Origin of the sequence: Sporocytophaga myxococcoides DSM 11118, from assembly GCF_000426725.1 — a bacterium.
Lineage (GTDB): Bacteria > Bacteroidota > Bacteroidia > Cytophagales > Cytophagaceae > Sporocytophaga > Sporocytophaga myxococcoides.
In genome coordinates this window covers 413,048-427,928 of record NZ_KE384561.1, presented here as the reverse complement: position 1 = coordinate 427,928, position 14,881 = coordinate 413,048, and the positions used below count along the sequence as shown (strand labels likewise).

General features: G+C 34.8%; 14 protein-coding genes. 6 read left to right on the top strand and 8 right to left on the bottom strand.

Going from position 1 to position 14,881, the window contains the following annotated elements; all coding sequences use genetic code 11:
- The 4 genes from K350_RS0125815 to K350_RS30440 form a co-directional block, all read right to left on the bottom strand.
- On the bottom strand, nt 1-3,153 hold the full coding sequence (locus K350_RS0125815; RefSeq protein ID WP_028982388.1) for an efflux RND transporter permease subunit: 3,153 nt from the start codon (nt 3,151-3,153) through the stop codon (nt 1-3).
- 27 nt (nt 3,154-3,180) lie between these two features.
- Complete coding sequence (locus K350_RS0125810) at nt 3,181-4,302, bottom strand: efflux RND transporter periplasmic adaptor subunit (RefSeq protein WP_028982387.1); 1,122 nt, start codon at nt 4,300-4,302, stop codon at nt 3,181-3,183.
- A 147-nt stretch (nt 4,303-4,449) separates the two neighbouring features.
- Complete coding sequence (locus K350_RS0125805) at nt 4,450-4,806, bottom strand: hypothetical protein (protein ID WP_028982386.1); 357 nt, start codon at nt 4,804-4,806, stop codon at nt 4,450-4,452.
- A gap of 182 nt (nt 4,807-4,988) precedes the next feature.
- Entirely contained in the window at nt 4,989-5,663 is a 675-nt protein-coding gene (locus K350_RS30440) for a hypothetical protein (protein WP_051313713.1), read from the bottom strand.
- 147 nt (nt 5,664-5,810) lie between these two features.
- Here K350_RS30440 and K350_RS0125795 point away from each other — a divergent pair, with 147 nt between their 5' ends.
- Nucleotides 5,811-6,419, top strand: a complete 609-nt coding sequence (locus tag K350_RS0125795) for a hypothetical protein (RefSeq protein WP_156027205.1) — start codon at nt 5,811-5,813, stop codon at nt 6,417-6,419.
- Between the two features lie 111 nt (nt 6,420-6,530).
- Here the strand turns inward: K350_RS0125795 and K350_RS33155 are convergent, their stop codons facing one another.
- The gene (locus tag K350_RS33155) at nt 6,531-6,806 is read right to left on the bottom strand and encodes a GNAT family N-acetyltransferase (protein ID WP_425423923.1); all 276 of its coding nucleotides are present in this window, start codon (nt 6,804-6,806) and stop codon (nt 6,531-6,533) included.
- 332 nt (nt 6,807-7,138) lie between these two features.
- Here K350_RS33155 and K350_RS0125785 point away from each other — a divergent pair, with 332 nt between their 5' ends.
- From K350_RS0125785 to K350_RS0125775, 3 genes are read left to right on the top strand one after another with little or no spacing between them, the layout of a single operon-like run.
- On the top strand, nt 7,139-7,690 hold the full coding sequence (locus K350_RS0125785) for an RNA polymerase sigma factor (RefSeq protein WP_028982384.1): 552 nt from the start codon (nt 7,139-7,141) through the stop codon (nt 7,688-7,690).
- A gap of 27 nt (nt 7,691-7,717) precedes the next feature.
- Entirely contained in the window at nt 7,718-8,563 is an 846-nt protein-coding gene (locus K350_RS0125780; RefSeq protein WP_028982383.1) for a hypothetical protein, read from the top strand.
- 54 nt (nt 8,564-8,617) lie between these two features.
- Nucleotides 8,618-9,808: a hypothetical protein gene (locus K350_RS0125775; protein WP_028982382.1), complete on the top strand. Its 1,191-nt coding sequence runs from the start codon at nt 8,618-8,620 to the stop codon at nt 9,806-9,808.
- A gap of 100 nt (nt 9,809-9,908) precedes the next feature.
- Here K350_RS0125775 and K350_RS0125770 read toward each other — a convergent pair whose 3' ends face one another.
- Complete coding sequence (locus K350_RS0125770) at nt 9,909-10,262, bottom strand: winged helix-turn-helix domain-containing protein (protein WP_028982381.1); 354 nt, start codon at nt 10,260-10,262, stop codon at nt 9,909-9,911.
- Between the two features lie 367 nt (nt 10,263-10,629).
- On the opposite strand from K350_RS0125770, the gene K350_RS0125765 reads away from it, so the two are divergent.
- A complete protein-coding gene (locus K350_RS0125765; RefSeq protein ID WP_028982380.1) occupies nt 10,630-11,007 on the top strand; it encodes a VOC family protein in 378 nt (125 codons plus the stop codon).
- A gap of 256 nt (nt 11,008-11,263) precedes the next feature.
- Here the strand turns inward: K350_RS0125765 and K350_RS0125760 are convergent, their stop codons facing one another.
- Together K350_RS0125760 and K350_RS0125755 are read right to left on the bottom strand one after the other, a co-directional pair.
- Nucleotides 11,264-12,592, bottom strand: a complete 1,329-nt coding sequence (locus K350_RS0125760) for an alginate O-acetyltransferase AlgX-related protein (RefSeq protein ID WP_028982379.1) — start codon at nt 12,590-12,592, stop codon at nt 11,264-11,266.
- Between the two features lies 1 nt (nt 12,593).
- Entirely contained in the window at nt 12,594-13,829 is a 1,236-nt protein-coding gene (locus K350_RS0125755; protein ID WP_211236781.1) for an MBOAT family O-acyltransferase, read from the bottom strand.
- Nucleotides 13,830-14,282: 453 nt separating this feature from the next.
- Here K350_RS0125755 and K350_RS0125750 point away from each other — a divergent pair, with 453 nt between their 5' ends.
- Nucleotides 14,283-14,843, top strand: a complete 561-nt coding sequence (locus K350_RS0125750; RefSeq protein WP_028982377.1) for a Crp/Fnr family transcriptional regulator — start codon at nt 14,283-14,285, stop codon at nt 14,841-14,843.
- The last annotated feature ends 38 nt before the right edge of the window (nt 14,844-14,881 follow it).

The following is a 14,881-nucleotide window of genomic DNA, read 5'->3' as shown; positions in this document are numbered from 1 at the left end:
TTAAATGGACTCTGATAATGAAAATTGTTCTTTCATGACTTTCTTCTCTCTGTTTTCTACTATTGTTGCAAAGAAGACATACAAACCAGGTATAATAATCAAACCAAATACTGTTCCGAAAAACATTCCTCCGGCAGCAGCAGAGCCTATGGTTCTGTTACCTACTTCTCCAGCTCCGCTGGCAAACATAAGCGGAATAAGCCCGGCCACGAATGCAAATGAAGTCATTAATATTGGCCTCAATCTTATTTGAGAACCTTCTATCGCGGCTTGCAAAGGCGTTTTTCCTTCTTTCTGTTTTTGCATTGCAAATTCAACTATCAGAATCGCATTCTTACCCAATAAGCCTATAAGCATTACCATAGAGATCTGAGCATAAATGTTGTTTTCAAGTCCCAATATAGCCAGCATGAAAAACGCTCCGAATACTCCTAGAGGAAGTGATAAGATAACTGATAAGGGCAATATGAAGCTTTCGTACTGAGCAGAAAGCAACAAATAAACAAAGAGCAGACAGATCATAAATATATATATGGTCTGATTACCTGACATTACTTCATCTCTTGAGATTCCAGCCCAGTCAATGCCATACCCTTTGGGTAGTTTTGTTCCTGCGACTTCCTGTATAGCTTTAATTGCACTCCCGCTGCTATAGCCTTCTGCTGCTTCACCATTCAGCTCTGCCGAAGGGAACATATTGTATCTGGTGAGCTGTTCCACTCCGAAGACTTTCTCAAGGGTTACAAAGGCAGACAAAGGTACCATTTCATCTTGGTCATTTTTCACAGTAAGCTTTAAGATATCGTCTGGGTCTGCTCTGTATTCAGGCAATGCCTGTACCATAACTTTATACATTTGTCCGAATTTGATAAAGTTGGTTGCATATTCGCTACCAAGCAGTGTTTGTAATGTTCCCATTGCATCACCAACAGTAACTCCTTTCTGTGCAGCTTTGTCATGATCGACATGCAGCAGATATTGAGGATAGCTTGCGTCAAAGATGGTGAAAGCCGTGGCAATTTCAGGTCTGGCCTTCAGATCTTCCATGAATTGATTTACAACCCCTTCCATCTTTTTGATATCACCTGTACCCGTCTTATCCAAAAGCCTGAGCTCATATCCACTCGCATTACCGTATCCAGGAACAGCAGGAGGAGGGAAGAACTCAATCTTTGCATCTTTGATATGCGCTGTTTTTTCTGAAACCAGTTCAATGATTTCATCTACCGATTCTTTTCTTTTATCCCAAGGTTTCAAATTGATCAGACAAGTGCCGAAGGTAGCACCTGTACCATCTGAGAGTACATTTGTTCCTGCCAGTGATGATACAGATTCAATAGAGGAGATGTCTTTGCACGATCTCTGTATTTCATTAACAATGGCCTTGGTCCTTTCTAACGTAGAACCGGAAGGTGTTGTGATGCTTGCATAGAACATTCCCTGATCTTCTTCAGGAATAAAACCGGACGGAAGTGTGGTGCTTAAAAGTCCTGTGCCAGTTGAAAATGCGAGCAATACGGCAAAGGTTATAACTTTTCTGTTGGCTATGATGCTTAATAGTTTTTGATACCTTGCAGAAATGTTGTCATACCAGAAATTAAATATTCTGAAAAATCTACCTAAGAGATTATTTTTTTGATCATGATGCACCGGTTTCAGAAATAGTACACAAAGAGCAGGGGTAAGTGTAAGTGCCCCAATACCTGAAAGAATAATAGCTATAGCCATCGTTAAAGAAAACTGCTTATAAAAGATTCCGACAGGGCCAGTCATGAAAGAGGTAGGAATGAATACAGCTGACATAACGAGTGTAATTGCAAGTACAGCACCGCTGATTTCTTTCATCGCTCTTTCCGTTGCTTTCTGAATGGTGAATTTTCCAGTCTCCAGCTTGGCATGTACTGCTTCTACAACAACGATTGCGTCATCAATAACAACTCCGATGGCCAACACTAATGCAAATAGTGTAATTAGGTTAAGTGAGAAGTCGAATAGCTTCATGAAAAAGAATGTACCGATCAATGATACCGGAACGGTTATGGCTGGAATTATAGTTGACCTGAAATCCTGAAGAAATAAGAAGACAACAAGAGACACAAGTATGAATGCTTCAATTAAAGTTTTAATTACTTCATGAACAGAGGCATCCAAAAATCTTGAGACATCATAACTAATCTCATAATCCATTCCTTTAAGGAATGTAGACTGCTTGAGCTCTTCCATTCTTATCTTCACATTTTTGATCACCTCACTGGCATTGGATCCTGGCAATTGTTTAAGCATCAATGACGCGGATGGTTTGCCATTGAGTTTTGATTCCACATCAAAATAAGTTGTCCCAAACTCAACATCTGCAACATCTTTAATGCGAAGTATTTGTCCGTCTGAGTTTGCTCTGATGGGGATATTGGCATACTGTTCTTCAGTGTTGTATCTTCCAGTATATTTAACTATATATTGCAGAGCCTGAGCTGACTTGTCTGAGCTTTCGCCTATTTTTCCAGGAGCGGCTTCAATGTTTTGTTTCTGTAAAATCTGAATGATATCATCTGTATCAATGTTATAGGCAAGCATCTTGTCAGGCTTAAGCCATATTCTCATTGAATATTCTTTTGCGCCAAGAATATCGGCATACCCAACTCCTTGAATACGCTTTAATTCAGCCAGGATATTGATGTCTGTAAAGTTGTAAATGAATTTTTCCTGAAAGCTTGTATCTGCGCTGTAGATATTGAGGTACATAAGCATACTGTTTTCCTCCTTGGCTATTTTTACACCGTTTTTTATAACCTCAGAAGGCAGTTCTCCCATTACCGCGGAAACTCTGTTCTGCACATTTACAGCAGCAATATCCGGATCTGTACCGACTTCAAATATGATCTGAACAACGCCCACACCGTCGTTTCCTGCATCTGAAGACATATATTTCATTCCAGGAACACCATTAATAGCTCTTTCGAGAGGTACAATAGCTGCTTTGGTAACTGTTTCTGCATTGGCACCTGTATATTCAATAGTTACGTTTACTTCAGGTGGCGCAATACTTGGAAATTGCGTCATAGGCAACTGAGTCAGTGATAGTAATCCCATTAAAGTGATGATAAGAGATATCACTATTGATAACACAGGCCTGTGTATAAATCTTGAAATCATAATTTTTTATTAAATAAAAAGCCTGTATTAATTTATTACTGCAGTTCCTTTATTGAGATCTATAGAAGCAGGTTCCGGAATGATTTTATCTCCTTCACGGACTCTTTGTAATCCTTCATAAACTATCCTGTCTTTCGTGGTAAGACCGGATTCTATCACATAAAGATGGGGTAGTCTGAGTTTGGGTATGATGTTTTGCATCTTAACCTCATTGTTCTGATCTACAAGGAAAACAAAGGTTCTGTCCTGTACATCAAAAGCAGACTTCTGAGGAATGATCATAACCTTGTTCAGGTTAGTCTTCAGAAGCACTTTACCGCTAGCTCCATGCTTCAGTATTTTATCAGGGTTAGGGAAACGTGCTCTGAATGAAATATTTCCGGTTGCTTTGTCAAACTCTCCCTCAATAGTTTCAATCTTACCTTTGTAAGGATGTGCTTCTGAGTTGGCAAGTAGTAAGCTTACTTCTTTATTCTCTGCCTGTTGCTTTGAATGCGTTACAAAGTTCAGGTATTCATTTTCTGAGACATTAAAATATGCGAATACTTCTTTGTTATCAGATATAGTAGTAAGTAAAGTGCCTTCATTGACAAGGCTTCCCATCTTAAGTGGTATTCTGTCAATAATGCCATCAAACGGAGCTTTGATTTGAGTAAATGATAATTTCAGACTTGCATTTGCTGTCTGAGACCTGGCTTCTTCAATTTTGGCATTAAGAGCCTCCAGTTTAGCTTCAGCTCTGGCAACTTCAGTTTGGGAAACTATATTTTTTTCAAGGAGCGCTTTTGTGTTTATTAAATCAAGTTCAGCGGATTTAGCTTCGGCAACGGCATTTTTTAACTGTGAGTTAGCCTTGGATAATTCTTCTCTGTATGAATAATCTTCTATGCTAAACAGTAATTGCCCCTGTTTTACACCTTGTCCTTCATCAATATGGATCTTTTTAATTTCACCATAAACTCTTGCTCTTATTTCTACATTTTTTACAGCATGCAGATCGGCAACATATTCCTTGGTGTATGAGGTGTCAAGAATAACAGGACTTGTGACTGGAAATGTCTCTGTTCTCGTAGGGTTTTCTTTATGTGAAGAGCAAGCCATAAATAGTATGCACAAAAGCATACATGCATTGCTTGTATATTTTTTCATATATATAGTTTTTAAAAAGTATGGGATATTCCAGACAGAAATTTTCTTCAATTGAATTCTGACTTAATGAAATATCATTTAGTAAATAACAAACACGAAAGTACCAAAGCTGCAAGCAGCAATGAACTTGTTGAAATGTAGAATGGATTATGCCTGTTTAGGCGGAGGTGATGAATGTTCTAAAAATGATGAATAAGGCCTTATAATTAAGGGTGATTTGGGATCCTCTATCAAAAGAAATTGTTCTATTGAAATATCTATAATCTGACAATAGTAAAAATCATTTGTCTTCTTGAGCCAGTCCGGATTGTCGTCGTCTTCGTCTTCAGGGGTGTCATCAGGAATTTCCATGTACACCTCTTTAACCAGCTCAACAACACTGTTATATTCTTCTTCAACTTCCTCAATTTCATTTAACGGAGTATCATCTTCATTTTCGCCAGGCAAAAATGCAGTATTAAGGAAGCATAATAAAAGTATATATGTCAGCGCTGTTTTCCACATACCTTAGCCAATATAACGAAAAGATTTTCTTCGTTTGTACTATTCGGATGCAAAAATATTTAAATAGTTTAAAATGTAATAGGTTGTTGGATTATTAGTAGAAATAATTGGTTAAATAACTTTATAGGTATAGAGGATTGGTTTCAGATGATGAAGGAGAGTCAGCTCCTGCATCATCTAATTTAAATTTTCTTAAGTTCTTGATAAAGGGAAAAGAAAAAGGTAATTGGAAAAATGATAAGTCCTATAATAAATATGGCCTTTCCATGTTTTCGGTCATTTTCTGAGTAAGCATAAGTTTTCTGGCCGTTTGGAAGAGACTTTTTATAATTCATTATATGCCAGCCGATAAAAACTCCTGTAAGCCCGCCGAGTATTGTCATGATATATGCAAATAGTATCCATGCCTTCTGACTTGCTTCCGGTTTGGCAAGGTCGTCAATCCTTTGTTTTCTTAATACATTTAAAAGTTCAGAGTCAAATTGTTTTCCTCTTTGTATCAATAGTTTGTGAGCTATTTTGTAATCAATATTACTCCACTCATCAGGCTTCATCAATATCTCATAAAGTTCTTCATCTGAAAAGCTGTGCAAGTAGTGTGAATCTTCAATTTCCGTAGTCAGATTATCAGCCTCTTTGTCCAGAAAGGCATTGGCTTTAGCAAAATCCTTCTGATGAATTTTTAGTTGTACTGAATTAGATATGAGAACATCTCCACTATAGAGTGTTCCTTCAAGAGGTTGATTGTTGTGTATTAGTTCGGCTTCAATACCAATTTCTTTAAGAACATCAGCAAAGTCTCTGGCCTGCTCTATATTAGTGAAATTGCGGAATACTGAGTAGTTGTCGGGATTCACTGTGGATGTTGTGGATATTTACTTTTTTGAAAGTTACGATTTTTTATGGTGATATTAGTAAAATTTTATTTTATATGGATGTAACTTGAAAAGAGTGTGTTAAATTAGATTTGAAGTTTAATTAAATTTTTATCGATGAGTTTAAATATGAAACCACAACACATTTTTATCGGCGCTATGATAGTTAGTCTCGCACTTTTTTTATTCTGGCGGTCAATAGAAATTTTTGATCTGGAAATACCGGATGTTAATTATTTAAAGCCAATACTGTCTATAATAGAAATTACATCCTATTCTTTTTCTATCTATTTTCTTATTTGGATAGAAAGTAGAGTCAATGAAAAAATAACCCTTCGGTTGCCAGTTTATGGATTAATTTTATCAGGGATTATACTAACGGTAATTAATTCTTATCTCTCTCCAACTCTTTCTGTTTACCGCATGTTGATTTATTTTCCAAACATTATATTGATGACTATTCTAATAATTTTTCTTTTGAAGAAAAAAGGAGAATATGCTTCAGAGTTTAAATTTATTGGAACTACCTTCCTTATCTCGACAGTTGTAATGTTCGCTTATCCTGTATTGCTAAGTATGATAACATTACAGTATCTAGTAGAGAGTATTCCTTTTTCCGTGTTATCCTCAATTATTCAAATTATTTTGATACTTCCGAAAATAGCGATTCTGATACTGATGATTAAGAGTCTTAAAGATTCTACGGATGAAGAAACAGAGGTATTAGACAATTATTAATTCAACTTTAAGATTAAATATTTAGTATTCATATCAAGCAATCAAATTCAGTCTTAAACTTTCTTCCTGAAGGATATCAGTCGCAAACTATCCACTTTATACTTTATACTTTCAGCTTTTAATTTTTAACTTTTCAAATATGCATTCAAATTTGAATCCCGCTTTTTCAAGTACTTTTTGAGAAGCTTTATTAAAATCAAAAATACCTCTGTATAGGCGAATCAGGTTTAACTGATTAAATCCGTAATCTGTAATGAGATTTACAGCTTCCGTTGCAATACCTTTTTCCCAGTACGGTTCACCTATCCAATAACCAAGTTCTGCTGATATCCTGTGAACATCATTTTGTGGGACTAATCCTATGCATCCAGCTAATTCCCTCTGTATTCTATGGCAAATGTCAGATAGGGCTCTTGAGAGATACAGAAATTAATGAACTCTATCGCGTTTTGCACAGTATATGGATGAGGAAAATAATCTTGGACATTGTCCCATATATTTTTATTGTTGGCGAGTTCGAATAATTTATTTTTATCAGAAATCTGAAATTTTCTTAATAAAATATTATTACTCATGTTAGATTGAAGGTGTTGATAGTCAGTGTTGTATGTGGTGAAATTTAATTTCCGGTAATTTAGAATTATCATATCAGAAAAAAAATAATTTTTAAGAGGTGACCTTTTATCTGATCTTCCATTAATAAAAAAAAAACAATAATTATGAGTGACGAGCTTATTATTGAGTTGATTAAAACTAACAAAGAAGATAAAGCTTTTCGAGTCTTGTATAAGCATTTCCCAATGATTAGGAAAATGATCATTTCTAAAGGCGGCAAAATGGAGGATGCAGAGGATGTGTTCCAAGAGGCTCTTATTATTTTATATAAGAAAGTCAGATACACTGAATTCAACCTTACTTCTAAGCTGAGTACATACTTATATAGCATTTGCCGATTTCTATGGAAGGATATTTTGATAAAAAATGGAAGACAAGATTTTTCTGATATGATTGATACAAATGAGGATAATCAAGAGACTGGGTGGGCTGAGATGAAAGAGCAGGAGAGTGCTCTGAGTATTTCAGAGAAAATTATAAATGAACTAGGAAACCGCTGTAAAGAATTATTAATCCTGTTCTATATGGAAGCAATGAAGCTAAAGGATATTGCATCTAGGATGGGCTATAGTTCTGAAAATACTGCAAAGAATCAGAAGTATAAATGCCTTGAGTCTGCAAAGAAAAGACTGAAAGAACTAAAATACTTAGGTTAAATATTATTGAATTTCAAATATAAAATTATGAGCAAGGCATTTGAAATAACAGAAATGATAGATCGATATCTGACGAATAGACTTAGCGAAGGAGAAAAAGTGGACTTTGAAAAGCGCATGTCAGAAAACAATGAATTGAAAGAAAGTGTAGAGCTTCAGAATGAAGTCATGAAAGGTGTGGAAAGCCTGGCATTAAAACAGAAAGTTACCAAAGCATACAGAAGTTATAAGCTAACCAAATTGCTTATTAAAACAGGTCTTGTTAGTCTTGTAGTCATCATAGCTGTCCTGGTTGTAGTTATTTTTAGATCAGTTAAGCAGCATTCCCATTCATCGCATCCGAATAAAGAAGAAGTGTTAGAGCAGAGGGCTACTAAAGAAGGTTTATCAGAAGCTGGTCAATCTCTTCCATTGCAATTATTCACATTAAATTCGGAAAGAGATACTGTAATACAGACAAGAGCAGGTACTGTACTTGCTATTCCCGCGTCTTGCTTCATTAATGGAAACGGCAAGCCGGTGAAAGGGAAAATTCAATTGACGTTTAAAGAAGCTATGGATGCTGCATCTATCATGAAAAGCGGATTAACTAGTACTACTGACGGTACTTTACTTGAAAGTGCAGGTATGTTTTTTATCAGTGCAAAACAGAATGGCAAAGAGTTAACTATTGATTCTCTAAAGAGCATTTATGCTGAAGTGCCCACAAATAACAAAAGAGGTGATATGCAATTGTTCGATGGAGTACATACGAATGATGGTACAATCAATTGGGTTAAACCTAAACCTCTGAGTAATTATTTAACTCCTGTTGATATTCATTCTCTCAATTTTTATCCTCCTGCATATCTTGATTCTCTTGCAAAGTGGTGATATAATGTTAGGGATAAGAAATTTACAGACAGTCTTTATTATTCTTTTGCGGGAATGTTTGTCAGATCTAATGCAATTGAACCTGAATCCATCGAAGGGGATGATACGGAACAATATACACATACTAAAAATAATTATAAGTTTGAGAAAAATGATATTCAAGCGATAAACCCAGCCAAGATAAAGGCCATTTGGAATGATCGTTTTCAGAAGACTTTAATTGCTACACGTGAATTTCAGGAGCGAATTCCATTCATCCATAAAACATGCGACAGTGAAATACTAGATTTGTATGTGAAGAATCTGAATAAGCCAATTTCCGCAATTGATTTAATGACCTCAAAACAGTTAAATGGAGAGTTGAAAAAAGTTTTTCTTGATTTTGCTTCCAGAAAAGAAGGAAAGGTAAATGTAGGCAACAGTCAGATGGAGAAGCTTCGTGAGTTTTATTCAATGCAAGCAAAAGCGGTCTCGGAAGCTGCATTTAAAACAGAACTGGCAATCAGGCAAGAGCAGAATAGGCTTGAACGCATTGCTCAAAAGAAAAAAGCAACCCATGAGAGTGAAGATAAAGTAAGGGAAATCATAAATCTTCAGGATGAATATGATCTTAATCTTACAGAAGCTTGCAGACAACTGGGAATTATCAAACCTGTTTTCGCATCCGCACAGGTTTATGGATTTTCAATACGATCTGGTGGTTGGAAAAATATAGATAGATTGGTCTGGGAGGCTACAGTGAATAGGACTACATTCAAATACTCTGCAGGTGGAAAGAAAGCAGAAATTAAATATCTTCCATTCTCTGTTAAGTTCAAAGAGTATAAAGAGTTTGACAAAGTCTATGTCTATCTATTGGCAGATAAGCTTAATAGCTTTATGAGACTGAAACAGGACAAGGACCTCTTTGAAGAGCAACTTAATGAGCTAATGAAATACAAAATGGTTTGCCTCGGCTTTAAAGTTGATAAGCTTTATTTCTCTGAAGTTGAAAATGTAGAATCAAAAGTATATGAAGATATCATTTTGGAGGAGATTGATGAAAAGGTCTTAGATCAAAAGCTTAATTCATTAAAGAATTTAAACCAACTGGAAGGCATTGTGAAGGAAGTGGATTATTGGAAAAGCGAACTTCATGAGGAGAAAAGAAAGAAGAAGGAAACAGATAGACGAAATTTCAGAGTGGAAGTTTTGCGGGTGATATTTCCTTGTGTATTGAATCTTTCGGAAGGGGATTTAAATTAGTTCCAAGTTCTTATTAATTCAGGATAACGGAAGTAGGGATGTATGAATAAATTAAAAAAGGTGCTCCAGGGGGCTAAGTCCCTGGAGCATCTTTTATTAATTAAATCTTGAGTTTTGCAGATTTTTTGTCAAGAAACTCTTGAATATCCTTTTCAAGGTCTTCAAAAAGCTTAATCATTTTTTCACCTTCTTTGGTAAGCATAGCGCCTCCGCCACCTTTTCCTCCGATAACTTTTTCTACAAGTGGAGAAGATGCTTTTTCATTCATTGACTGGATCAACTGCCAGGCTTGTTTATAGGCCATTTCCATGGATGAAGCAGCTTTTGAGATGGAACCATGTTCTTTTACCTTTTTAAGGAGTTCTACACGTCCCCGGCCTAAAAATGGTCCTTTTTCAGAGTTGATCCAAAATCTCCCATCTATGCTATATTCAGAATTAGTAGCCTTACTCATTTTCTTTTATTTTTATCTTATAAAGTTATATAAATGGATTTAATTAATGAATTAGCATTTTTAATGCTTCTATATAAAGAGGAATTTTTATTTTATTGTGTCAAATGATGATGGTCATACATTGTCCTTAATCTGTAAACATAAAGTTACTTCTAGGGGGCACTTTCAAAAGGATTTCTTGCTGGTTTAGGCTATCAGTCAAAGAAGGTAAGAATTTTTATTCTCAGAATATTACTAATGTTCGTTATGTTTATAAAGGTGAATTATCTTGCAGAATAAGTTTCAAAACAAACAGACATCCTTTTATCAGTTTTAATATTCAAAGTGCCATACAAACTTTAACTTGAAATTTTATATTGCATCTATTATGAATTTAAATCAAATAACAGTTCCATCATTAGACCTCACAGTGTCAATAGCATTTTATAAAAATATTGGTTTAAGGTTAATCGTAAATGCTTTACCTGATTATGCAAGGTTCGTATGCCCTGATGGAAGTTCAACCTTCTCTCTACATAGAGTGGATGAACTGCCTTCCGGTGATGGAGTATGGATATATTTTGAATGCGAAAACCTTGATGAAGTGACAAACACTTTATGTGAAAAGGGAATTCAATTCACTGAGATGCCCAATGATAAGTCGTGGTTGTGGAGGGAAGCAAGATTAAAAGATCCTGATAATAATCAATTGATACTTTTTTATGCAGGTGAAAACAGAATTAATCCTCCATGGAAAGTCCAGTGATTATGAATAAAGGCTGATGATAAACGATAAGATGGTGATGTTGAAAACTATGAATTATTATCATCTCAGAATTCGAAATGAATATGCGGCCATTCTATTTGGAATGTTAAAAGGAAAATCAGGGCGCAATACCTTTATTGGGAGCTGGTTGAAGACTTAATACGGATTCTCAACTTTAGTCAATTTGGCTATATAAATATACCTGGCCCCAATTATTATATGATCATCAAAAAAAAGGAGGCTTAAGCCTCCTTTTTTAATGGCCTTTACCATTGGTATCATTTATGATCCATATTGCATCATATCTAATCATTGTATCAAGAGGAAGATTTCTTTCAAGTGCCTTTTGAGTGACGGCAGCGAATAGTTCTGGAGAATTTCGGATTTCATTCTCTACTTTTAATATTTGGTATTCCATCGGTCCTAATTTCATTAATTCTGGATTGTTCAATAAATCAAAGGCCCTATCCCCAAAATCAAATGAGAAGTTTGATAGGTTTTGCTCCGTGGAAACAATAACTACAATGTCTCTATTTTTTATTTCATTGTAGAGATGAAATGTCCCTACATCTGCGCCTATTCCAAGACCTTCAGGCCAATATATGTATTTATTATAGCTCCAATATCTAGAGTCCGGAAGTAGCAATTCCTGAAAATAAGGATAAAATCCGTAAAAGCTTTGGGTAAAGCTGTCGCCTATAAAAAGACCATTTATCTTTTGTGTGCTGTCATTTTTTTCAAATTTAACACTTGGATAATAAAGTGAATCTGATTCTATAGGTATAAGAAGGTTCATTGCATCTCCAATATCACTATCAGTGTACTTTAAGTTTGTATTGGTTTTTTCTCCAGGCAGACTGTGAAAATTTATAAGATCTTTATGACACAACTTCTCAATGGTCTTAAACATGGTGTCTGCCGCCAGAGTGGTTCCATAGCCGCTCCAGTGAATTCCGCATTTAGGAAAAAGGGGATAGAGAGAAGTGCTTTTCTTCGCAAGGAAAAGCTGTTTAAGATCTATATAATTTATTCCAAAATTATTAAATTCTCTTACGACAATATCATAATTTGATAGACCTTTTTTGCTCAAATCAATTTGATCAGGTAAATATTCCGGAAAAAAAGAGGCTTTCCCGGGAGCAATAACAAATAGGAACTGGACATTATTTTTGGATAATTCATCCTGCACAAATTTTAGTTTTGAAACTTTTGATTTAATCGTTTCTTCACCGAGGAAATCGTTTCCTAATAATGCTGATATGTAAAAATCCTGAAAAAGAACTTCATTCTTGCCTACAATAACATTTGAAGCATTTACTTTATCAAAAACAGAATATTCAATTTGATTTTTGATTTTTACAAACCAGGGTTTGAAACCTATTCTATCATTGACATATCCTTCAAAATTGGATTGATATGTAGACGTAAACCAGTCTTGCTTTTTGAACTCTGGTAAATATCTTTCATTAAATGCTCCTTTAAGTGATTGTAAAGGAAAAATTTTAAAAGCATGTTGCAGTATAGGAAGAGTAAGAAATATAATAAATAGACTTACTAAGATTTCTCTTATTTTTTCTGTTTTCATTTTAAAATCTGAAGTAAATGAAAGGATTAAAGCCTGTGGAAATTAATATACTTGCGCTGATTACTAAAAGGACTGCTGTTGTTATATATTTTAAATAAGAGAACTCTTTAAGGTCTTCAGAAGGAGAGAAGAAATTTTCGATCATCTTTTCTGCTTTTGGTATTAAAGCGATAAATGAAAAGAATATTGCAATATAGAAAGTAATCCAAAAGCCTTTGTGAAGCTCGATAGGTGCCAACCCATTATTGCTAAATAAAATCATTCTTTTTATGAATATTATAGCTTGTTTCAAATCACTTGCTCTGAATAATACCCAGCCAAATACTGTTAGGACAAATGTAATGGGAAGACCAAACCCAACTCCTATCTTTTTATAAAATTTTAATAAAAACAGTTTGTCTAAAATAAGGAAAAACCCATGGTATGCTCCCCATAAAATAAAAGTCCAGGCTGCACCATGCCATAAACCTGAAATTAAAAATACAATAAGCAAGTTTATTAAGATTCTGTTTGGAGTCACTCTGTTGCCTCCAAGCGGTATATAAAGATAATCCCTCATCCATTGACCCAGAGTGATGTGCCACCTTCTCCAGAATTCTGTTATGCTCTTTGAAATATATGGCAAATTAAAATTTTCAGGAAATGTAAAGCCCATCATTTTGGCTAATCCTATTGCCATATCTGAATATCCGGAGAAGTCGAAATAAATTTGAAATGTATAGGCTAAAGCTCCTATCCATGCTGTAGATGAACTTATTGTATTAACATCCATAGCAAAGATCTTATCCGCCTGTTCAGCAAGTATATTAGCAATTAAAACCTTTTTAGCAAGACCTATTGTAAATCTGAAAAAACCATATAACCTGTTGTTTGCATTATCTTCACTGTCTCTGTTGCGAATCTGGTCTGCTATCTCATGATATCTTACAATTGGCCCGGCAATAAGGTGAGGAAATAAGAGTATATATAAAATGTAGTCTGAAATTTTTTCAAGTGGATTATTAAGCTTTCTATATATATCTATGGAATAAGTGATTTTTTGAAAGGTGAAAAATGAAATTCCTATGGGTAAAATCACAGCAGTCCAATCCATTGGAGTAAATCCAAGTTTAAATAAAGCCCAATTGAAGTTTTCAACAAAGAAATTGGAGTATTTGAAATATGCCAAAAGCCCCACATTTAAAATGAGAGAATTACCAAGCAGGTATTTCCTGAAGTCTCCTTCTACAGTTGCCATCTTTCTAACTATAAAAAAGTCAGCTAGGATGGAAGCTAAAATCATGAATATAAACTTTGGTGCCCCCCAGGCATAGAAGAATAAACTTGCTAATACAATAATATAGTTCCTGTAAATTCGAGGAGATAATGTATAAACTAATAAAAAACAGGGAAGGAAATAAAAGAGAAATAGAGTACTGCTAAATACCATTTTGTTTTATAATTTTCATGAAATTAATGAAAAAATCAGATATTAAGAATTGTAATTTTAATTATGCTGTTTTGTTTTTTTTTTACACTGTCAAATTTATTTTGTCAGATAGTTAATGATGCTATGGATTTATAGCGAAATTATTGCTTATGGCCGAGAATGAGGAAGTTGAAATACTTATTTTCTCTTTTGAAAATAAAAAACTTTAAATTTGATATTTAAATATCCTTAATTACTTTTCAGGCAGAATAGATCTGTTCAATGAAAGATTTTTTACAATCATTTAATCTTCTTACTGAAGATGAAATAGAGACGTTTATCACCATGGTTGAAACCTGTGATCTCGAAAGAGGGGAGTATTTCATCCGGGATGGTAATATTTGCAATGTTGTTGCATATATCGAATCAGGCATATTGCGCTCTTTTTATACAACACCAAAAGGTGAAGAAATGACGTATTGCATTTCATTTCAAAATTCATTCATGACTGCCTATTCATCTTTCATTACAGGACTTCCTACTATGGAGAATGTTCAGGCAATTACACCTGTCAGACTACTCTTGTTGCAAAAAAAAGATATAGACAAAATTTCAGAAACCAGCACAAACTGGCTTAAGTTTACGAAGCTAATGGCTGAAAAGGAGTACCTTGAACTGGAAAAAAGAGTGTTTTCTTATCAGCGTGAAAGTGCAAAGGAGCGGTATGAAAACCTTTTGCTTACGCGTCCTCAATATATAGAACAGATTCCTCTCAAATATCTCGCTTCTTATCTTGGTATCACTCCAAGACATTTAAGTCGTTTAAGAGCTGAAATGATTTAATAGACATTTGTCTTTTCTGTCCTCTCTTTCTTATTCTA